The following is a 19,714-nucleotide window of genomic DNA, read 5'->3' as shown; positions in this document are numbered from 1 at the left end:
GCAGCGCATGGCGCTCTCTGACACGCAAGGGGAGAGGCAGCGCCGCTGGCAGGCCCCCGCGCAGCTGACGATCGAGACGAACCCGGCGGGCGCGCGGATCCGGATGCAGCGGTACACCGAAGACGCGCAGGGGCGGCGCCAGCTTGGACAGGATGAGGAGCTGGGGCGTACTCCGCTGCGGGAAGTCTCGCTCAAGGAAGGCTCCTATCTGCTCTCCTTCACACACGAGGAGCGGACTCCTGTCAGCTATCCAGTCCTGGTCCGCGGGGCCGAGCGCCGTCACATCGCGCTCGATCTGCCGGCGCGAGCGGAGCTGCCGGAAGGATTTGTCTACATCCCGCGCGGACGCTTCCTGTTCGGGACCAGCGCCGAGGAGTCCGTTCGACAGGGCTTCCTCTCGACGGTACCGGTCCACGAGGTGGAGTCCGGGGCCTATGTCATCGGGCGCGCGGAAGTGACCTACGGAGAGTGGGTGCAGTTCCTGGAATCGCTGCCGCCCGCAGAGCGCGCACAGCACGCCATTCACGTCCCAAAGGGAGGAATCGGCGGCGGAGTGGAGCTTGAGGAGGTCGGCGCGCACAGCTGGCGGCTGATGCTGCAGCCCGTCTCGCAGGCGCACCGGGCGCGGACCGGAGAGGCGCTCGTATACCCCTCGCGCAAGCTCCGGAGGGAGCAGGACTGGCTGCGCCTCCCGGTCTCGGGCATCGGTCCTGCGGATATCCGCGCCTATGCGGCCTGGCTCGATCGGAGCGGGCGCGTCCCGGGGGCGCGTCTGTGCAGCGAAAAGGAGTGGGAGCGTGCGGCCCGCGGTGCCGATGATCGCGAGTATCCGCACGGCACCGCGCTGGCAGCGGACGAAGCCAACTTCGACGAGACCTACGGAAAGGATCTGAGCAGCGCGGGACCGGACTCCGTCGGTTCCTATCCGGCCTCTGTGAGCCCGTTCGGGCTGGTGGACCTGGCCGGGAACGTCTTCGAGTGGGTCGATTCCTCGCTCTCGCCGGGGGAGGTCGTGGCGCGGGGCGGCGGGTACTTCATGGGCGCAATCGCGGCTCGCAGCACCAACCGGACCCCGCTCGATCCCGGGTTCCGGGATCCGGCCGTCGGCGCACGAGTGTGCGCGTCGTATCCGCTCCGCTCACGGGGCGAGTAGCCCGCGCCCTTGCTTGCCCGCTGATGGACGGCGCGGAAGGACGGCGCTGCAGCGGATGCTCAGGTCCGCGCCAGCGCTTCGAGGATCACCGCGACCGCGGTGGCGCCGGGATCCGCGACACCACGCAGCGCGTCTTCGCGCACGTAGCTGGCGCGCCCTGCGTGGGCCTTCGTCATCGCGGCGGTGCGGGCTGCACCTTCGCGCGCGGCGTGCGCGGACGCGGCGAGATCCTGGCCGGCCTCGAGCGCCTGGATCGCCGGCAGGAGGGCATCAAGCAGGGTGCGGTCGCCCTCCTGTGCCCCGCCGTAGCGCTGCATTGCGACGGCGCCCGCCCGCAGCGCCGCGGGCCACTGCGGCGGCTCGCCCGCTCGCGCCCCCATGGCCGCGACGAAGATCGAGAGCAGGATCCCGCTCGAGCCGCCCATGACCGTGGACAGCCGGTCGGCGATGGCGGCACAGAGGGCGGCGCCGTCCCCGAGCGGCAGCCGGTCGAGATCGCGGAGCAGCGCGCGCGCCGCGGTCGCCAGGGTGGTGCCGGTGTCGCCGTCGCCGATCTTCGCATCCAGGGCATCGAGCTCGGCCTGAGCCGCGATGCAGGCGGCGCCGATGCGCTCGAGGATCGCGCGCCGCGCCGGGTGCGCCGACGCAGCGTAGGAACGACCGCTCGAGGCCTCTGGCAGCGGCAGCGGCGCGACCGCACCAGGCCGGCGCCCGGGCGCCCATGCGCGGGGACCGACCTCGCTCAGGAGCGCCCGCTCCAGCTCTTCATCGAGAGGCAGGGCCGAGACCGAGAAGCCCTTCATGTCGAGGGAGGTCATCAGCCGCTCCGGTCCGAAGACGAGGGCGACCTCGCGGGTCATGGCGTCCAGCACGGACTGCGCCGCGATCGCCATCTCGATGGGAGGCACGCCGCCCAGATCGTTCAGCAAGAGCGCAACCTTCGCGCCGGGCGGCAGCGAGGTCTCAAGGCGCGCGGCCAGGGTCGCCGCGAGCTCGCGCACCGGCGCGAGCGGGATGAGCGTGGCGCCGGGCTCGCCGTGGATGCCGAGCCCGAGCTCGACCTCGGCGGGGCCCATGCGGCTCTCGGCGGGCTGTCCCGGGATCGTGCAGGACGAGAGGGAGATGCCGATGGAGACGACGGCGCGGGCCGCGCGCTCGGCAGCGGCCCGGACCTCGGCGAGGGAGGCGCCGGCGCGAGCGAGGTGGCCCGCGACCTTGTGCACGAGCAGCGTGCCGGCCAGGCCCCGCGGCCGCGGCGCGCCGGGGATGGCGACGTCGTCGGCGACGATGACCATCTCGACGTCGCGCCCGAGCGCGCGGGCCCGCTCCGCCGCGAGGCCGAAGTTCAGCCGGTCGCCGGTGTAGTTCTTGACGATGAGCAGGCAGCCCGCCTTGCCGGTGACGGCGAGGATGCCCGCGAGGACGGCGTCGACGGAAGGCGAGGCGAAGACGTCGCCGCAGACGGCGGCGGTCAGCATGCCCTGGCCGACGAAACCGGCGTGCGAGGGTTCGTGGCCGGAGCCGCCGCCGGAGACCAGAGCGACCTTGGCGCGGTCCCAGTCGGTGCGGATCACGACGCGGATATGGGGGTAGCCGTCGAGGCGGGCGAGCTTTCCGCCGGAGGTTCTGAGCAGGCCGTCGATGGCTTCGGTGACGAGGCTTTCGCGGGAGTTCATGAACTGTTTCATGGAGTTGGCCTTTCAGATGCGATTGCCGGTGGCGTCGAACCAGAGCGGATCGTGCGGGCGGATTTTCAGCGGTTCCCCGGGTTTCAGGGTGGTGTGGGGTTCGGTGAGGGTGATGAGGCTGTGGGGACCGAGCGTGAGGTGCAGGCGGGTCTGGTCGCCCAGGTGCTCGATCCGCTGGATCGTGGCGTCCTGACCATCGCCGATGTGGATGTGCTCGGGGCGCAGGCCGATGGTCGCGGCGTTTGCGGGGGCGCCGGGAAAGGCGACGGCAGGCAGAAGGTTGATGTGCGGCTGGCCGAGGCGGGAGGCGACATAGGTCGAGACGGGGTTTTCGTAGATGTCCCGGGGCGTGCCGAACTGGACGAGGCGGCCGTGGTCGAGGACGCCGACATGGGTGGCCATCGTCATCGCCTCGATCTGGTCGTGGGTGACGTAGAGGAAGGTGGCCTTGAGGTCCTGGTGGATGCGTTTCAGCTCGATCCGCAGGTCGGCGCGGAGCTTGGCGTCGAGCGAGGAGAGCGGTTCGTCCATCAGGTAGATGCGGGGGTTGCGGACCAGGGCCCGGCCGATGGAGACGCGCTGCATCTCGCCGCCCGAGAGCGCGGTAGCCTTGTTGTCGAGCTTGTGGGGGATGCGGAGAACCTCGGCCACCTCCTGCACGCGTTTGGCGATGTCGGTTTCGGGCATCGCGATCATGGGCGAGCGGAGGGGGAAGGCCAGGTTGTCGCGGACGGTGAGGTGGGGGTAGAGCGAATATTGCTGGAAGACCATCGCCACGTCGCGCTGGGCGGGGGTGTCGAGGACCACCGACTGACCGGCGATGCGGACGTCGCCGCTGTCGGGTTTGTCGAGGCCGGCGATGAGGCGGAGGGTGGTGGTTTTCCCGGCTCCGGTGGGGCCGAGGAGGACGACGAAGGCGCCGGTGGGGATGGTCATGGTGACATCCTTCAGGGCCTGAGTGGCGCCGAAGGATTTCGACAGGTTCGAGAGCGTGACCTCAGCCATGATGGACCCCGGCGTTGGCGGCGGTGCGGAAGGCGCGGCCGGTGGTGGCGTCGAAGAGAGCAAGACGGGGGGCGTTGAGGGCGAGGCCGGTGAGGTCTCCGGGTTTTGCCGGGGTGGTGGAGGGGGTACGGGCCTTCACCGGGCCGAAGGGGGTGGAGAGGGTGACGATCTGGGTGGTGCCGAGGTATTCGGCGGCTTCGATCCGGCCCTTGAGGGGGGCGGTGTCGGATAGCGCGACGTGTTCGGGGCGGACGCCGAGGACGAGTTGGCCCTTGGCGGGTTCCTGGAGCTGGGGAAGGGCGATGGGGATGTCGCCGAGGGTGACGGTGTCGGCCCCTGCGGCGGCGTTGCCCTCGAAGCGCAGGAAGTTCATCGCCGGGCTGCCGATGAAATCGGCGACGAAAAGCGTGGCGGGGTGGTCGTAGATGGCTTGCGGCGTGCCGAACTGTTCGACGACGCCATGGTTCATGACCACGATCTTGTCGCCCATCTGCATCGCTTCCAGCTGGTCGTGGGTGACGTAGACGGTGGTGGCATGCATCCGGTCGTGGAGGGCCCGGAGTTCCTCGGCCATGATCTCGCGGAATTCGGCGTCGAGCGCGCCGAGCGGTTCGTCCATCATGAAGGCCTTGGGGTTGCGCACGATGGCGCGGCCGAGGGCAACGCGCTGGCGGTCGCCGCCGGACAACCCGCCGACGCCCTTGTCGAGCAGGTGGTCGATGCGGAGGATGCGGGCGACCTCGGCCACCTTGCGCTGGACCTGGGCCTTCGGGACGCCTTGGGAAACAAGGGGATAGGCGATGTTCTTCCGCACGTTCATGTGCGGGTAGAGGGCGAACATCTGGAACACCATGGCGATGTCGCGCTGCGAGGCGGGGCGTTGCGAGACATCCTCACCGTCGATCAGGATTTCGCCGGAGGTCGGCAGTTCGAGGCCCGCGATCATGCGCAGGGTGGTGGTCTTTCCGCAGCCCGAGGGGCCGAGGAGCATGAAAAACTCGCCGTCCCGGATGGTGAAGGTCGAGCCCTGCACGGCCGTGAAGGCGCCGAATTCCTTGCGGAGGTTGCGGATGACGATCTCGGCCAAGGCTTACTCCGGGAAATGGCTGGTGATGATGAACATCACCGTGCCGACGAGGGTCACGAGGAAGGACCAACTGTAGGCCCAGAGAAAGAAGGGTTGCATCAGCATCACCACGCCGAGCGCGATCAGGATGGTGGCCAGCATCTCCCACGGGCCGCGGCGCAGGTGGAGGAGGCCGGTGAGGAAGGCGGTCATCGGGCGCTCCTTTCGCGGATGGGGGTGCGCCGGTGGCTGCGGCCGGATGCCTCCGGCGGGGATATTTGGGCAAAGATGAATAGCTGGGGCCGGATCATTTGCGCACCGCCCCGAAGGTGATACCGCGCAGGAGGTGCTTGCGGAGAAGGATGGTGAAGATCATCACCGGCAAAAGGAAGAGCGTTGCCCCGGCGGCCACGGCGGGCCAGTCCTGGCCACCGACGCCGATGATCGTGGGGATGAAGGGCGGCGCGGTCTGGGCGTTGCCGGAGGTGAGGAGGACCGCGAAGGCATATTCGTTCCAGGCGAAGATCAGGCAGAAGATCGCGGTCGAGGCGATGCCGGTGGCGGCCTGGGGCAGGACGACCTTCCGGAAGGCCTGGAAGCGGGTGTAGCCGTCGATGAGGGCGGCTTCCTCGTATTCGCGGGGGATCTCGTCGATGAAGCCCTTCAAGAGCCAGACGGCGAGGGAGATGTTCACGGCAGTGTAGAGGAGGATCATGCCCAGATGAGTGTCCGAGAGGCCCAGCTGGCGATACATCAGGTAGATCGGGATCGCGACGGCGATGGGCGGCATCATCCGGGTAGAGAGGATGAAGAACAGGAGATCGTCCTTCAGCGGTACCTTGAAGCGCGAGAAGGCATAGGCGGCGAGCGTGCCGAGGATGATGCTGAGGGCGGTCGAGCCGAAGCCGATGATCACCGAGTTCAGGAAGCGCTCGCCGAAGCGGCTGGGGCCGGTGATGATGGTGCCCTGGCGGCGGGCGATCTCCTCCATCAGGCCTTGCGGCGGGGGGAGGGATTCCAGTTCCGACACGGCAGGGCGGGTGCGGGTGGTGAAGAGGTTGACGTAGCCCTCGACCGTCGGCTCGAAGAACACCTTCGGCGGGTAGCTGATCGAGTCCGGCCCGGTCTTGAAGCTGGTGGAGATGATCCAGACCAGGGGCAGCAGGGTAATGATCGTGTAGAGCGTGACCAGGAGGCCCGCGGCCCATTTCGAGGCCTTCGAGGGTTCGGTGATGGCATGGGCGCTCATCTCAACGCTCCTTCACTTTGTTCAGCGCCTTGACGTAGATCGACGCCAGGCCGAAGACGGTGACGAAGAGGATGATCGCGTAGGCGCTGGAATAGCCGGTGCGCCATTTCTCGAAGGCTTCGCGCTTGAGGTCGATGGAGGTGAGGAGCGTCTCGCTGCCCGGCCCGCCGCCGGTCAGGAGGTTGACCATGTCGAACATCTTGAAGTTCTCGATGCCGCGGAACAGGACGGCGAGCATCAGGAAGGGGAGCACCATCGGCACGGTGATGGTCCAGAACTGCCGCCATCTGGAGGCGCGGTCGACCTCGGCGGCCTCGTAGATGTAGTCGGGGATCGAGCGCAGGCCCGCGAGGCAGATCAGCATGACGAAGGGCGTCCACATCCAGGTGTCGACGATGATGATCGACCAGGGGGCGAGGCCACCGGGGCCGAGCATCGAGAAGCTGTTGGCGGGGATGCCGGTGAAGAATTCGACGATGTAGTTCACGACGCCGATCTGCGGTTGGTAGAGAAAGGTCCAGAAGTTGCCGACCACGGCGGGCGACAGCATCATCGGCACCACGATCAGCGTGGTCAGCAGGTCGTTGCCCTTGAACTTGCGGTTGATCAGCCAGGCGAGGGTGAAGCCGATGATGACCTGCAACACGATGGTCCAGATCAGGAAATGCGCCGTCGTGGTCATGTGCGACCAGATATCCTCGTCGGTGAGGATGCGGGTGTAGTTGCGCAGGCCGACCCATTTCACCTCGGCATTCGGCTTGTTCGCGGCGTAGTTGGTGAAGGAGAGCCGGATCGTCCAGATCAGCGGGAAGATATTGATCGCCAGCAGAAGGAAGATCGTGGGGGCGACGAAGATCCAGGCGATGGTGCGGTCGGACAGGCCGCGGACCTTGCGCGCGAGGCTCGGCGGCGTGGCGGTGGCGGCGATGTCGATGGGGTTTGGCATGCGGTGATCCCGTGGGCGGGGGAAGGGGCGTTGGCCCCTTCACCTTACCCCCTTCCCGCAGGAAGGGAGCGCAGATTTGCAGGTTCTCTGGAGGAGGCCCCGGAGCGGGTCCGGGGCCGGAGGAGAGGCGGGGTCAGAGCTTGCCTTCGTCCTCGAAAACCTCGGTCCAGTCGGCGATCAGACCATCCAGCGCCTCTTTCGCGGTGCCGTTGCCGGCGACCACATAATCGTGGAACCGCGCCTGCGAGGCCTGGAGCAGCGAGGCATAGGAGGGCTCGGCCCAGAAGTCCTTCACGATCGCCATCGAGTCGAGGAAGGTCTGCGCATAGGGCTGGCTGGTGGCGAAGGCCGGGTCCTCGACCACGGCGCGCAGGCAGGAGAAGCCGCCCATCGACCACCATTTTTCCTGCACGTCCTTCTGGGCGAACCATTTGATATAGGCCAGCGCGCCGTCCATGTTGTCGGTGTTGGCGACGACGCTGATGCCCTGTCCGCCCAGCTGGGCGAAGCGTTCGCCGCCGGGGCCGGCGGGGTTCACCAGATAGCCGGTCTTGCCGCCGCCGACGTTGGGATCGGTCTCGAAGCCCGGCCAGGTGAAGGCGAAGTTCATCTGGAGCGCGACCTGCCCCGATTTGTAGGCGTCGATGCCTTCGCCCATGTAGGTGTTGGACGTGCCCGGGGCGACGCAGCAATCGTAAAGCGACTTGTAGAATTCCAGCCCCGCGACCGCGCCGTCGGAGTTGACGAAACCTTCCATCTCATAGGGCTTGTCGGGGTTGTCGTACTTGAAGCCGAAGGAATAGAGGACGTCCATCGCCCCCATCGTGATGCCTTCCGAGCCGCGTTCCGTGTAGATCGAGGCACCGTAGACCGTCTTGCCATCGATGTCGCGGCCCTGGAAGAATTCGGCGACGTCCTTCAGCTCCGCGAAGGTGGCGGGGGGCGTCAGGTCGCGGCCGTATTTCTCCTTGAAGGCGGTCTGGATTTCTGGCCGCTCGAACCAGTCCTTGCGGTAGGTCCAGCCGACCACGTCGCCGAAGGCGGGCAGCGACCAGTAGTTCGGGGTGTTCTTCGGCCATTCCGAATAGCCGGTCACGGTGGCGGGGACGAAAGCATCCATCGAGATGCCCTCGGCGGCGAAGAAGTCGTTCAGCTTGACGTACCAGCCGTTTTCGGCAGCACCGCCGATCCACTGGCTGTCGCCGATCATCAGGTCGCAGAGCTGGCCGCCGGAGTTGAGTTCGTTGAGCATCCGGTCGGCGAAATTGGGCCAGGGCACGAATTCGAAGTTCATCTTGGTGCCGGACTGGGCCTCGAAATCCTTCGAGAGTTCGACGAGCGCATTCGCCGGGTCCCATGCCGCCCAGCAGAGGGTCAGTTCACTGCCTTGTGCCTGCGCCTGGGCTGCCCAGACCAGCGCAACAGCCGCGGATGCGGCGAAAGTTGTCCGTTTCATGCAATCCTCCCGGTGAGATGTGACGTGTCCGTGCGGGATGCCGGACCTTCTGTGATTTGTCAGACGATAGGCAGGGACGACGGGCCTGTAAAGCATTTTTGAGGTGCGTACCTCATTTCCTGGCGCAGCTTCCTTCCAAAGCGCTTGAAGCGAGAGGTCAGGCAGCAGTTTCGGCGCTGGAGCGGTGCGAATCGGACTGGGGAGGCAGATTCTCGCGCAGGACGATCTCGATGCGGATCTGCTCCTGCCCCTCGTCCAGCGGCAGGTTGTCGGCCTTGGCCCGCAGGACCCGCAGCGTGCTGCGTGCAAGGTGCCCGAGGTTCTGGGTGATGACGGCGGTGACCGTACCCTGCTCCAGGGCGGTCCGGACATGGGCGGTAAGTTCGTGGCAGATCACAGTGATGCGACCGGAAAGCCCATATTCGTCAATCAGTTGCGTCAGGGCCCGGTGCCCGTCGCCCATGGCGTAGATGCCCCGCACCTGCGGTGAGTTGGCCAGACGCCGGGTCACCACGTCGCGCAGGGTGCGGCCAGAGCCGTGGGTTTCCAGCGAGGGCAGCACATCCAGCCCGGGAAAGTCGCGCAGCATCACCTCGTCGAAACCGCGGCGACGGTCCACCATGTCGCGCGCCAGAAGGGACTGGCCCAGAACCATCACCTGACCGGGTCCCCCGCCCAGGAACCGGCCCATGAGGACGCCGGCGGTCCGGCCTGCCGCACAGTTGTCGATGCCGACGAAATGGTCGCAGGCCGCATTCGGCAGGTTAGAGACGAGCGCCACCACCGGAATGCCCTTGGACCGCAGCAACCGGACCGCATCCCGAAGGACAGGCGTTTCCTGGGCCATCAGCGCGACGCCCACATAGTCGCTCTCCGGCAGGGAAGCCAGCAGAGCTGCCAGCTGATGCGGGTCCTCGGCGGGAAAGCGGTGCAGACGCAGCTCGATTCGGCTGGTTGCGGCCACCGAACCCGCCTCGATCAACGCGTCGGCCAGCGACTGGATGAACTGGCTTTCCGAATCCGGCAGAATGACCGCGACGCGGTAGGACCGTCCCCGCGCCAGGTTTGCCGCCGTCAGATCGCGGACATAGCCAAGCCTGGCAATGGCTTCGTTGACCGCCAGGATCGTCTTCTCGCGCACCCCGGGTCGCGCGTTCAGCACCCGGTCCACCGTGGCAAGGCTGACACCTGCTTCGCGGGCAATGTCGGTTACTGTCGGCCGCAAACTCGAACTCCAGCGCTTCCCGTCGCGACTATTCGACGGAATATGAGGTGCGTCAATCAGGACCGGATGATGAAGGTCTGCAAAGCGGTATCCAGTGTCTTGCTCCTTACTTGCGCCGGAGCGGCTTTGTGCCATGCTTCGACCATTGCGCCGGCCTGACGGCCCCAAGTGATTTCAGCTTTCGCGTTCCGGATTGGAGGAATGTCATGTCCGAAGACACCGCAGCCCCGCCCCCGATCACGCCCCCCTGGCGGGGCAAGAAGATCGTCATCTTCGCCGATGGCACCGGCAGCAGCTTTGCCATGCAGGAGTCGAATGTCTGGCGGTTGTATTCCGCGCTGGACAAGACCGAGAAGTCCGGGGTGACCCCGGCCGAGTTGCAGTTGGCGCGCTATATTCCGGGGGTCGGAACCTCGGGCAACCGGGTGCTGCGGCTGATCGATGGGGCGACGGGGATCGGCGTGCCCTCGAACGTCCGCAAGCTGTACCGCTTCCTCTGCTGGAACTGGGAGCCGGGGGACGAGATCTATCTCTTCGGCTTTTCACGCGGGGCCTTCACGGTCAGGACGCTGGCGGGGATGGTCCGCTGGCAGGGGCTGATGCCTCTCATGGTCGGCGAGCGGCCGGTGACGGATGCCGAGATGAAGCGGAACGCGATGCGGGCCTGGGAGGCCTATCGCGAGAAGACCGCACCGCTGATGCAGGACGGCAGGCTGAGGATGGCGCCCTGGATCGGTGCGCTGCGCTGGCTGCGGGACCGGACGATCAGCGCGAAGCGGCGGCTGTTCCGCCAGCCGACCCATGCCGAGGTGCTGGCAGCGCGGCCGGTGGAGCGGCGTCCGGCGCTGGGGGAGGATGCGCCGGAGGGCGAGGACGGCGGCAAGGTGGGCATCCGCTACATGGGCCTTTTCGACACGGTGGAGGCTTATGGCTTCCCCTTCGTCGGCCTGCGCGAGCTGTGGAGCTGGCTGATCTGGCCGATCATCTTCCGCAACCGGGTCTGCGCGAAGATCGTCGCCCGGGCCGATCATGTGCTGGCGCTGGATGACGAGCGGAAGACCTTTCATCCGTTGCAGTTCGACCAGACCGATGCGGGAACGCCGGAGGCGCCGACGCTGGTGCGCGAGACCTGGTTTGCGGGGATGCATTCCGACGTGGGCGGGGGCTATCCCGACGACGCGGTGGCGACGGACCCGCTGTTGTGGATCATGGAGGCTGCGGGCGAGGAGGGGCTGCGCTTTGCCCCCGGCGCGCGGGAGGCGTTCGACGCGCGGCGCTATCCCCGGGCGCTGATCCATGATTCCCGGGCGGGGCTGGCGGCGAGCTACCGCTATGCCCCGCGGCCGAAGCCAGGGCAGGCCGAGAACGGCAGGGGCGCGCCGGTGCTGCACCGCTCGGTGCTGCAGAAGATCCGGACCGGGGCGGACGGCTATGCGCCGCTGCTTCTGCCAGGAGCCCCCAGCGTCTGCGATGTGCCGTCCAGCCATGACAGCTGCGGCCCGGCGCCGATGCATCCGGAACCGGAGCCTGATCGGCGGGCGCATCGGTTGATCGGCTGGCGGATCGGGGCGAACCGGGCGCTGATCTGCTTCGCGGTGCTGCTGGTGGCCCTGCCGCTGGGGCCTGCGCTGGACCGTGTGGGCCTGCGCGGGCTTTGGCCGGGCCTGAAGGGCATCGCTTCCGGCTGGTGGTCGGCGGTCAGCCTCGACCCCCGCCCGCTGCTGGCGCTTTACTGCGACATCTGGCCCTGGGCGGCGGTGGTTCTGGCGGTGATGGCCGGGCTCTGGTGGTGGGGCGACGACCTGCGGGGCCGGATCAAGGACCAGGCACTGCGGGTCTGGCGGTTCGATCCCTGACGGGGTTTCCCCGGTCGGGGGGCGCGGCTAAGGTGCCCGCCCCGAGTGACGAGGATTCGCATGAGCCTGACCCTGATCCCCCGCCTGATCGCCACCGAGATCGGGGCGACCCCCGCGCAAGTGACCTCTGCGGTGGAGCTTCTGGACGGCGGCGCGACGGTGCCCTTCATCGCGCGCTACCGCAAGGAGGTGACGGGCGGGCTGGACGATACCCAGCTGCGCAAGCTGGAGGAACGTCTGGGCTACCTGCGCGAGCTGGAGGCGCGGCGGGGGGCGATCGTCGCCTCGATCACCGAGCAGGGGAAGATGACCGAGGCGCTGGCCAAGGCGATTGCCGGGGCGGGGACGAAGGCGGAGCTGGAAGACATCTACCTGCCCTACAAGCCCAAGCGCCGGACCAAGGCGATGATCGCCCGCGAGGCGGGGTTGCAGGGGCTTTATGACGCGATTGTCGCGGATCGGTCGGCGGACCCGCTGGCGCTGGCGGGCGGCTTCCTGTCCGAAGGCTTTCCGGATGCCAAGGCTGCGCTGGAGGGCGCGCGCGACATCCTGGCCGAGGGGTTGAGCGAGGATGCCGCGCTGCTGGGGCGGCTTCGGGACCACATGCGGAAGGTGGGGAAGCTGTCGGCGAAGGTGGTTGCCGGGAAAGAGGCGGCGGGGGCGAAGTTCTCGGATTACTTCGCGCATTCTGAGGAGTTCTCGCGGGTGCCAAGTCACCGGGCGCTGGCGATGTTCCGGGGGCGGAACGAGGAGGTGCTGGTGCTGGATCTGGAGATCGACGCCGAGGCGCCTCGGGGCGAGAGCCCAGCGGAGCGGGCCTGTGGCGCGGCTGTGGGGGCCGGCGGGCAGGGGCCGGGGGACAAGTGGCTGCGCGAGGCGGCGGCCTGGGCCTGGCGGGTGAAGCTGAAGACCTCGCTGACGCTGGACCTGATGGCGGAACTGCGCGAGGCGGCGGAGGCCGAGGCGATCCGGGTCTTCGCGCGGAACCTGAAGGATTTGCTCTTGGCGGCCCCGGCGGGGGGCAAGGCGACGATGGGCCTCGATCCCGGCATTCGGACCGGCGTGAAAGTCGCGGTGGTGGATGCGACGGGCAAGCTGGTGGCGACGGATACTGTCTATCCGTTCCAGCCGAGGATGGACCTCAAAGGCGCGCAGGTGGCGATTGCCCGGCTGATCGGGCAGCATGGGGTTAAGCTGATCGCCATCGGCAACGGGACGGCGAGCCGGGAGACCGAGAAGCTGGTGGCGGATTTGCTGGCGCTGTTGCCTTCGGGTGGGGAGAAGCCGGTGAAGGTTGTGGTGTCGGAAGCCGGGGCCTCGGTCTATTCGGCCAGCGAACTGGCGGCGCGAGAGTTTCCGGAACTGGACGTGTCGCTGCGGGGGGCGGTCTCGATTGCCCGGCGCTTGCAGGACCCGCTGGCGGAACTGGTGAAGATCGAGCCGAAGGCGATCGGCGTCGGGCAATACCAGCATGACGTGGACCAGCATCGCCTCGCGAAATCGCTGGACGCGGTGGTGGAAGATGCTGTGAACGGGGTGGGGGTGGACCTGAACACCGCCTCGGCGCCGCTGTTGGCGCGGGTGTCGGGGGTGGGGCCGGGGCTGGCCGAGGCCATCGTGGCGCATCGCGATGCCAATGGGCCCTTTGCCACGCGGAAGGAATTGCTGAAGGTCGCGCGGCTGGGGCCGAAGGCCTTCGAGCAGGCGGCGGGGTTCCTGCGGATCACCGGAGGGAAGGAACCGCTGGATGCCTCGTCGGTTCACCCGGAAGCCTATGACGTGGCGCGGAAAATCACTGCGGCCTGCGGGCGGGACATTCGCAGCCTGATGGGGGACGGAGCAACGTTGAAGCGACTGGACCCCGCGGCTTTCGTGGACGAACGGTTCGGGTTGCCGACGGTGAAGGACATCCTGGCCGAGCTGGAAAAGCCGGGGCGCGATCCCCGGCCCAGCTTCAAGACGGCGACCTTCACGGATGGGGTGGACGAGATCACCGACCTCAAGCCCGGGATGGTGCTGGAAGGCACGGTGACGAACGTGGCGGCCTTCGGGGCCTTCGTGGACATTGGCGTCCATCAGGACGGGCTGGTGCATGTGAGCCAGCTGTCGGACACCTTCGTGAAGGACCCGCATGCGGTGGTGAAGGCCGGGGATGTGGTGAAGGTCCGGGTGGTGGAGGTAGACGTGAGCCGCAAGCGGATCGGGTTGACGATGAAATCGGACGGCGGGGCGAGCGCTAGGGACCAGGCGAAGGAGCGGGGGGGTGCGCCCGCGAAGCCGGTCCGGGGGCCGATGCAGTCCGGGCCCCAGGGCGGGGGAAATGCGTTCGCGGACGCGCTGAAAGGCAAATTCGGGCGGTAGGTGATTGCTTCGACGGTCCCCTGCTGGGCCGGTGAAGCACCAAGTATGGCCTGGCGCCCGGACCATGCGGCGATTGGGTCGGCCAAAGCGCGTGCTCGGGGCTTGCGATCCTGGGCCTGACGTGGCCGGGAGTCAGCCCTGGTCGCTTTCGGGTCCCTTCCGTCGCGAGGCGTCCCGCTGCCGGTTTTCGCGACGGGTGACCAGATTGTGCGCGATCTGCGTGGCGGCAAGGCCGAAAAGGCCGATGCCGCAGAAGATCAGCCCGGTCGTCACGAGCTTGCCAAGGTCGGTTGCCGGGACGAGATTGCCGTAGCCGACTGTCGATACCGTGGTGACGGTGAAGAACCAGGAGTCGATCCAGGTCCAGCCTTCCTGATAGTGGAAGAACACGGTCGAACCGCCCAGCAGCAGCAGGAAAATCCCGGTCAGGGCGCCGAAGAACGCCGTGACGCGCCGCCGTTCCGCCTCGAATCGCGTGGTCATGCCGCCCTCATCCACCCTGGCCTCCGATCGTGAGCCCGCCGATCAGAAGGGTGGGCTGGCCCACCCCCACCGGCACCCATTGCCCGGCCTTGCCGCAGTTGCCGATACCCGGGTCGAGCTGGAGGTCGTTGCCGATGGCGCGGATGCCTTTCAGCGCGGTGGCGCCGTCGCCGATCAGGGTTGCGCCCTTCACCGCCTCGCCCACCACGCCGTTCCGGACCCGGTAGGCCTCGGTGCAGGAGAACACGAACTTGCCGGAGGTGATGTCGACCTGCCCGCCGCCGAAGCCCACCGCGTAGATGCCGTCCTTGAGAGAGGCCACGATCCCGGCGGGGTCGTCCTGGCCCGCGAGCATGTAGGTGTTGGTCATCCGGGGCATCGGGATATGGGCAAAGCTTTCTCGCCGCCCGTTGCCGGTTGGGGCGACGCCCATCAGCCGGGCGTTCTGCCGGTCCTGCATGTAGCCTGTCAGCACGCCGTCCTCGATCAGCACATTCTTGCCCGAGGGCGTGCCTTCGTCGTCGATGGAGATCGAGCCGCGTCGGCCCGGAATTGTTCCGTCATCAAGGACAGTCACGCCTTTTGAGGCGATCTGTTTCCCCATCAGTCCGGCAAAGGCCGAGGTTTCCTTGCGGTTGAAATCACCTTCCAACCCGTGCCCGATGGCCTCGTGCAAGAGGATGCCGGGCCAGCCGGGGCCCAGGACCACGTCCATCACGCCTGCGGGGGCGTCGACCGCGCCGAGATTGACCTGCGCGATGCGCAGGGCTTCGGCGATCATCGGTTTCCAGGTTTCCGGCGACATGAGTTCGGCCAGCCCGTGTCGTCCGCCCTTGCCCATACCACCCTGTTCGCGGCGGCCGTTCTCCTCGATCATCACGCTGACGTTCAGGCGGGCCATCGGGCGGATGTCGGCAAGCCGCGTGCCTTCGGGGCGGAGGATCTCCACCTCTTGCAGGCTGGCGGAGAGCGTGGCCGAGACCTGCACCACGCGCGGGTCAAGCGCGCGGGCATGGGCGTCGATTTCGCGCAGGAGATCGATCTTCACCGGGAAGGCGGCGTCGGCCATCGGGTCGTCGGCGTGGTAAAGCCGGGTGTTGGTGCCGCGCGGGGGTGGGGCGAGGGTGCCGCCGCCAGCGCCCACGGCAAGGCGGGCGGTTTCGGCGGCGCGGCGGAGCGCGGTTTCGGTGATCTCGGTCGAATGCGCGTAACCCGCGACCTCGCCCCGGACGGCGCGCAGGCCGAAGCCTTGGCTTGCGTCATAGGTCGCCTGCCGGATGCGCCCGTCGTCAAGGACGATGCTTTCGGCGCGGCGTCTTTCCAGGAACAGCTCGCCGTCATCGGCCCCGGCGGTCGCCTCGCGCAGGGTGGAAAGCGCGGCGGTCTCGTCGAGATGGGTGTCGAAGGGGCGGAAGGGAGCTTCTGTCATCTGGGGGGCTTTCGGTCCTTTTGTCAGCGCCAGAGATGGGCCGCGGCGCGAGAAGGGTCAAGGAGCGACCATCCGGTCGATGAAATCCGCTTCCTTCTCCCATGTCGCCGGGCTGAACAGCGCGTCATGTCCGACCGGGCCAAGGGAGAGGAAGGTCTTGGGGTCCTGCGCGAGATCGAAGAGGCGCTTGCCGAACCCCTGCGGGATCACCCGGTCCCGCTCTCCATGCAGGATGAGGAGCGGCGCGCTGATCGCGGCGATGTGGTCGCGCGAGCGGTACTGGTCCTTCATCAGGAGGCCGACCGGTGCCCAGGGATAGGCGCGACGAGCGATGTCGACGGCGGCGGAATAGGGGGCCTCGAGGATCACGGCGGCGACGGGGTTGGCGGCGGCGGTGATCACGGCCGGGCCGGTGCCGAGGCTTTCGCCGACGAGGACGATGCGGTCGGGCGGGACGCCTTGCGCCCGGAGGTGATCGTAGACGGCCTTTGCGTCGGTCAGGAGACCGGCTTCCGAGGGTCGGCCGGTCGAGCCGCCGTAGCCGCGCCAGGACAGGAAGGCAGTGCCATAGCCCCGCGACTGGTAGAAGGCGAGACGGTCGGCGCGGTCGGCGATCTCGCCCGCGTTTCCGTGCAGGAACAGGATCACGGGCCGGTCTCCCTGCGCCGGACTGGTCCACAGGACGAGGGTTTCGCCATCGGGCGTGGCCAGCGCGACCCGGGCGACACCGCTCAGGCCGAGAGCTTCGGGCGCCGGGTCGCGGCGGGTGGGGAAATACTGGAGATCGCGCTGGAAGGTGTACATGCCCGACAGCGCCACGGCGTAGAGAAGGCCGAAGGTGACGAGGGTCAGCTTGATGAAGGCCACGGGTCGTCTTCCTTGCGCCGAGCGGGTGGCCGAGGGCGCGGATTCGCCGCTACGGTTTTGCTTGTCGCGGTCAAGCTAATATGGTTTGAGGGCCATGGGAAACAGCGGGATTCTGACCTTTCGGCAGTATCCCTGGACAGCGGCGGCAAGCCGCGACGTGAACGGGATGAGACAGATGCGTCTTTCGACAGTGATGAGCGGAGTCAGCGCGGCGGCGGTCGCCACGCTGGTGGCCGGGCAGGCCCTTGCGCAGCAAGCTTTGGAAATCGTGGGCCAGCCGGTCTCGGGCGCGGTGGGCTTCCAGCCCGCCGTGACGGAACTGGCCGAGGACATTCACTGGCTGGATCACATGATCCTCTACATCATCACCGCCATCGTGATCTTCGTCACGGCGCTGCTGATCTATGTGATGGTGCGGTTCAACCGCCGTGTGAACCCGACCCCGGCGCGCTTTACCCACAACAGCCCGCTGGAAGTGGCATGGACGCTGATCCCGATCGTGATCCTTGTGACCATCGGTGCCTTCTCGTTGCCGATCCTGTTCAAGCAGCAGGAGATCCCGGTCGGCGACGTCACCATCAAGGCCACCGGCAACCAGTGGTACTGGAGCTACGAATACGTCGACGAGGGAATTTCCTTCGACAGCTACATGATCGGCTCGCCTGCGACCGGCGGCACCAACATGCTGACCCCCGATGTCGAGGCGCAGCTGACCGCGGCAGGCTACACCAAGGAGCAGTTCCTGCTGGCGACCGACACGGCAGTGGTGGTGCCGGTGGGCAAGACCATCGTGGTGCAGGTCACGGCGGTGGACGTGATCCATTCCTGGAAAATCCCCGCCTTCGGCGTGATGCAGGATGCCGTCCCGGGCCGCACCGCCGGGCTGTGGTTCAAGGCGGAGAAGGAAGGAATCTACTTCGGCCAGTGCTCGGAACTGTGCGGTCAGATGCACGCCTACATGCCGATCACGGTGAAGGTCGTGTCGGAAGCCGCCTATGCCGAATGGCTGACCAAGGCCAAGGCGGGAGATGTGCAGCTGTCGTCGGTGGCGGTGCCCGCCGGAACCCAGGTCGCCTCGAACGACTGAGGCGAGGCAAGGCTTTCGGGTGGGGCTTGGCCATGCGTCAGGCCCGCTCTGTCTGAAACGGAACCGGAATGAGCGAGACCTCAGCATATCAGGGCGCGACCGCCACCCCCTATGAACCGGGGTTTGGCGACTATGTGCAGCTTCTGAAGCCGCGCGTGATGTCGCTGGTGGTGTTCACTGCACTGGTGGGGCTTCTGGTGGCCCCGGTCAGCCTGCACCCGGTCGAGGCCTTTTCGGCGATCCTGTTCATCGCGCTGGGCGCGGGGGCCAGTGGCGCGCTGAATATGTGGTGGGACGCCGACATCGACGCGGTGATGAAGCGCACGGCGAAGCGCCCGGTGCCTGCGGGCCGCGTTCAGGCGGGCGAGGCGCTGGCGGTGGGACTGGGCCTGTCGGGGATCAGCGTGGTGATGCTGGGCCTCGCGACCAACCTTGCGGCGGCGGGACTCCTGGCCTTCACGATCTTCTTCTATGCCGTCGTCTATTCGATGTGGCTCAAACGCTCGACCCCGCAGAACATCGTGATCGGCGGCGCGGCCGGGGCCTTTCCGCCGATGATCGGCTGGGTGGCGGCGACGGGAAGCGTCTCGGTCGAGGCGATCCTGATGTTCGCGCTGATCTTCATGTGGACGCCGCCGCATTTCTGGGCGCTGGCGCTGTTCATGAAGGAAGACTACCACGCGGCGGGCGTGCCGATGCTGACGGTGACGCATGGCCGCAAGGCGACGCGGGCGCATATCCTGGCCTATACGATCCTGCTGGTGCCGGTGGCGCTGGGGGCGGCGGTGACGCAGGTCGGCGGGCCGCTGACGCTGGCGGTGGCGGTGGTGCTGAACGCGGGCTTCGTCATCGGCGCGGTGCGGCTGTGGCGGCGCGACGAGGTCATGGCCCAGGCCGACAACTATGCCGCCGAGAAGGCCTTCTTCCGCTTCTCGCTCTTGTATCTCTTCCTGCATTTCGCGGCTTTCCTGGCGGAAGCGGCGCTGAAATCGGCGGGGCTGGGGGGCTGGTGATGAGCTTCCGCCCCGAGCACGAGCTTCACAAGCGCCGGTTCAGCCGGAACCTGGGTGTGGGCCTGACGCTCGCGGCCTTCGTCGCGCTGGTCTTCGCGCTGACCGTGGTCAAGGTGAAGCGCGGCGATCCGATGCAGGGCTATGACCATGTGGTCCAGCCCTCCTCTGTCCCGCAGGAGGAGGCGCAGCCATGATGTTTCCGCGCCTTACGGGCAAGAACCGCACGCTGGTGCAACTGGTGGCCGTGGTGCTGACCATGGGGTCGCTCTCGTTCGCGGCGGTGCCGTTCTACAGCTGGTTCTGCGCGGTGACGGGTTACGGCGGCACGCCGCAACGCGCCGAAGCCGCGCCGGGCGATGTGCTTGACCAGACGGTGAGGATCCGCTTCGACGCCTCGGTCGACCAGAACATGCCCTGGAGCTTCAAGCCGGAGGTCCGCACGATGGATATCCGCATCGGCGAGACGGGGCTGGCCTTCTACGAGGCGCACAACCCGACCGACCGGGTGATCGCGGGCACGGCAAGCTTCAACGTGTTCCCTGACACGGCGGGCGGCTATTTCACCAAGATCGACTGCTTCTGTTTCTCGGAACAGGTGCTGCAACCGGGCGAGACAGCGCAGATGCCGGTCAGCTTCTTCGTCGACCCTGCCATCGTCGACGACCCGGACGGGAAGTTTGTGCATGAGATCACGCTCAGCTATACCTTCCACCAGACCCCGCTGCCGGACGAACAGGCAGCGCTTGACCAACCCGCCGCGCCCGTTGCGGCAGCCGTGAACTGATCCATGCCGCAGCTGCGGTGAACCGAGATAGGACAACGAGGGAAAC

The 19,714-nt window shown here is 67.4% G+C and carries 18 protein-coding genes; 7 read left to right on the top strand and 11 right to left on the bottom strand.

The genetic code is table 11. The annotated features are described in order from the left end of the window. Positions 1-1,153, top strand: a 1,153-nt coding sequence (locus JNJ68_RS17110; protein ID WP_294984234.1) for an SUMF1/EgtB/PvdO family nonheme iron enzyme, incomplete at its 5' end; no start/stop codon positions are given. 59 nt (positions 1,154-1,212) lie between these two features. On the opposite strand, the gene JNJ68_RS17105 is transcribed toward JNJ68_RS17110, so the two are convergent. From JNJ68_RS17105 to JNJ68_RS17070, 8 genes are all read right to left on the bottom strand, one after another. Further along, a complete protein-coding gene (locus JNJ68_RS17105; RefSeq protein WP_294984231.1) occupies positions 1,213-2,841 on the bottom strand; it encodes a dihydroxyacetone kinase subunit DhaK in 1,629 nt (542 codons plus the stop codon). Positions 2,842-2,853: 12 nt separating this feature from the next. Then, positions 2,854-3,846 (bottom strand): ABC transporter ATP-binding protein, encoded by a 993-nt coding sequence (locus tag JNJ68_RS17100; RefSeq protein WP_294984229.1) that lies wholly within the window; start codon positions 3,844-3,846, stop codon positions 2,854-2,856. After that, the gene (locus JNJ68_RS17095) at positions 3,839-4,933 is read right to left on the bottom strand and encodes an ABC transporter ATP-binding protein (protein ID WP_294984226.1); all 1,095 of its coding nucleotides are present in this window, start codon (positions 4,931-4,933) and stop codon (positions 3,839-3,841) included. Before JNJ68_RS17095 ends, JNJ68_RS17100 begins: the two co-directional genes overlap by 8 nt. Before the next feature lie 3 nt (positions 4,934-4,936). Then, positions 4,937-5,125, bottom strand: coding sequence for a hypothetical protein (locus tag JNJ68_RS17090; RefSeq protein WP_294984224.1), 189 nt, complete (start codon positions 5,123-5,125; stop codon positions 4,937-4,939). 94 nt (positions 5,126-5,219) lie between these two features. Continuing rightward, positions 5,220-6,161, bottom strand: a complete 942-nt coding sequence (locus JNJ68_RS17085; protein WP_294984220.1) for a carbohydrate ABC transporter permease — start codon at positions 6,159-6,161, stop codon at positions 5,220-5,222. 1 nt (position 6,162) lies between these two features. Continuing rightward, a complete protein-coding gene (locus JNJ68_RS17080) occupies positions 6,163-7,107 on the bottom strand; it encodes a sugar ABC transporter permease (protein WP_294984217.1) in 945 nt (314 codons plus the stop codon). Positions 7,108-7,240: 133 nt separating this feature from the next. Continuing rightward, positions 7,241-8,563, bottom strand: coding sequence for an extracellular solute-binding protein (locus tag JNJ68_RS17075; RefSeq protein ID WP_294984215.1), 1,323 nt, complete (start codon positions 8,561-8,563; stop codon positions 7,241-7,243). 157 nt (positions 8,564-8,720) lie between these two features. Beyond that, on the bottom strand, positions 8,721-9,788 hold the full coding sequence (locus tag JNJ68_RS17070; RefSeq protein WP_294984213.1) for a LacI family DNA-binding transcriptional regulator: 1,068 nt from the start codon (positions 9,786-9,788) through the stop codon (positions 8,721-8,723). 206 nt (positions 9,789-9,994) lie between these two features. On the opposite strand from JNJ68_RS17070, the gene JNJ68_RS17065 reads away from it, so the two are divergent. Together JNJ68_RS17065 and JNJ68_RS17060 are read left to right on the top strand one after the other, a co-directional pair. Then, positions 9,995-11,644 carry a DUF2235 domain-containing protein gene (locus JNJ68_RS17065; protein ID WP_294984212.1) on the top strand — a complete coding sequence of 550 codons (1,650 nt, stop codon included), beginning with the start codon at positions 9,995-9,997 and terminating at the stop codon, positions 11,642-11,644. A gap of 60 nt (positions 11,645-11,704) precedes the next feature. Continuing rightward, the gene (locus tag JNJ68_RS17060; protein ID WP_294984210.1) at positions 11,705-14,005 is read left to right on the top strand and encodes a Tex family protein; all 2,301 of its coding nucleotides are present in this window, start codon (positions 11,705-11,707) and stop codon (positions 14,003-14,005) included. A gap of 132 nt (positions 14,006-14,137) precedes the next feature. Here the strand turns inward: JNJ68_RS17060 and JNJ68_RS17055 are convergent, their stop codons facing one another. Genes JNJ68_RS17055 through JNJ68_RS17045 form a run of 3 tightly spaced genes read right to left on the bottom strand, consistent with a single transcriptional unit; the run spans position 14,138 to position 16,784 of the window. Beyond that, complete coding sequence (locus JNJ68_RS17055; protein WP_294984207.1) at positions 14,138-14,488, bottom strand: potassium channel family protein; 351 nt, start codon at positions 14,486-14,488, stop codon at positions 14,138-14,140. 7 nt (positions 14,489-14,495) lie between these two features. Then, positions 14,496-15,917, bottom strand: a complete 1,422-nt coding sequence (gene tldD / locus JNJ68_RS17050) for a metalloprotease TldD (RefSeq protein WP_294984205.1) — start codon at positions 15,915-15,917, stop codon at positions 14,496-14,498. Positions 15,918-15,974: 57 nt separating this feature from the next. Beyond that, positions 15,975-16,784, bottom strand: coding sequence for an alpha/beta hydrolase (locus JNJ68_RS17045; RefSeq protein WP_294984202.1), 810 nt, complete (start codon positions 16,782-16,784; stop codon positions 15,975-15,977). A gap of 175 nt (positions 16,785-16,959) precedes the next feature. On the opposite strand from JNJ68_RS17045, the gene coxB reads away from it, so the two are divergent. The 4 genes from coxB to JNJ68_RS17025 all read left to right on the top strand — a co-directional run bounded on the left by coxB (position 16,960) and on the right by JNJ68_RS17025 (position 19,668). After that, a complete protein-coding gene (gene coxB / locus JNJ68_RS17040; protein ID WP_294984199.1) occupies positions 16,960-17,871 on the top strand; it encodes a cytochrome c oxidase subunit II in 912 nt (303 codons plus the stop codon). A gap of 68 nt (positions 17,872-17,939) precedes the next feature. Beyond that, positions 17,940-18,884, top strand: coding sequence for a heme o synthase (cyoE, locus tag JNJ68_RS17035; protein WP_294984198.1), 945 nt, complete (start codon positions 17,940-17,942; stop codon positions 18,882-18,884). Next, entirely contained in the window at positions 18,884-19,078 is a 195-nt protein-coding gene (locus JNJ68_RS17030; protein WP_294984194.1) for a hypothetical protein, read from the top strand. The genes cyoE and JNJ68_RS17030 overlap by 1 nt, the downstream gene beginning before the upstream one ends. Then, positions 19,078-19,668: a cytochrome c oxidase assembly protein gene (locus tag JNJ68_RS17025; protein WP_294984242.1), complete on the top strand. Its 591-nt coding sequence runs from the start codon at positions 19,078-19,080 to the stop codon at positions 19,666-19,668. Before JNJ68_RS17030 ends, JNJ68_RS17025 begins: the two co-directional genes overlap by 1 nt. Positions 19,669-19,714: the final 46 nt, after the last annotated feature.

The organism is Tabrizicola sp., from assembly GCF_016793705.1.
In the GTDB taxonomy this organism is placed as follows: domain Bacteria; phylum Pseudomonadota; class Alphaproteobacteria; order Rhodobacterales; family Rhodobacteraceae; genus Tabrizicola.
Note: the sequence above shows the minus strand (reverse complement) of the source record. Positions and strands in the feature narration are given on the sequence as shown.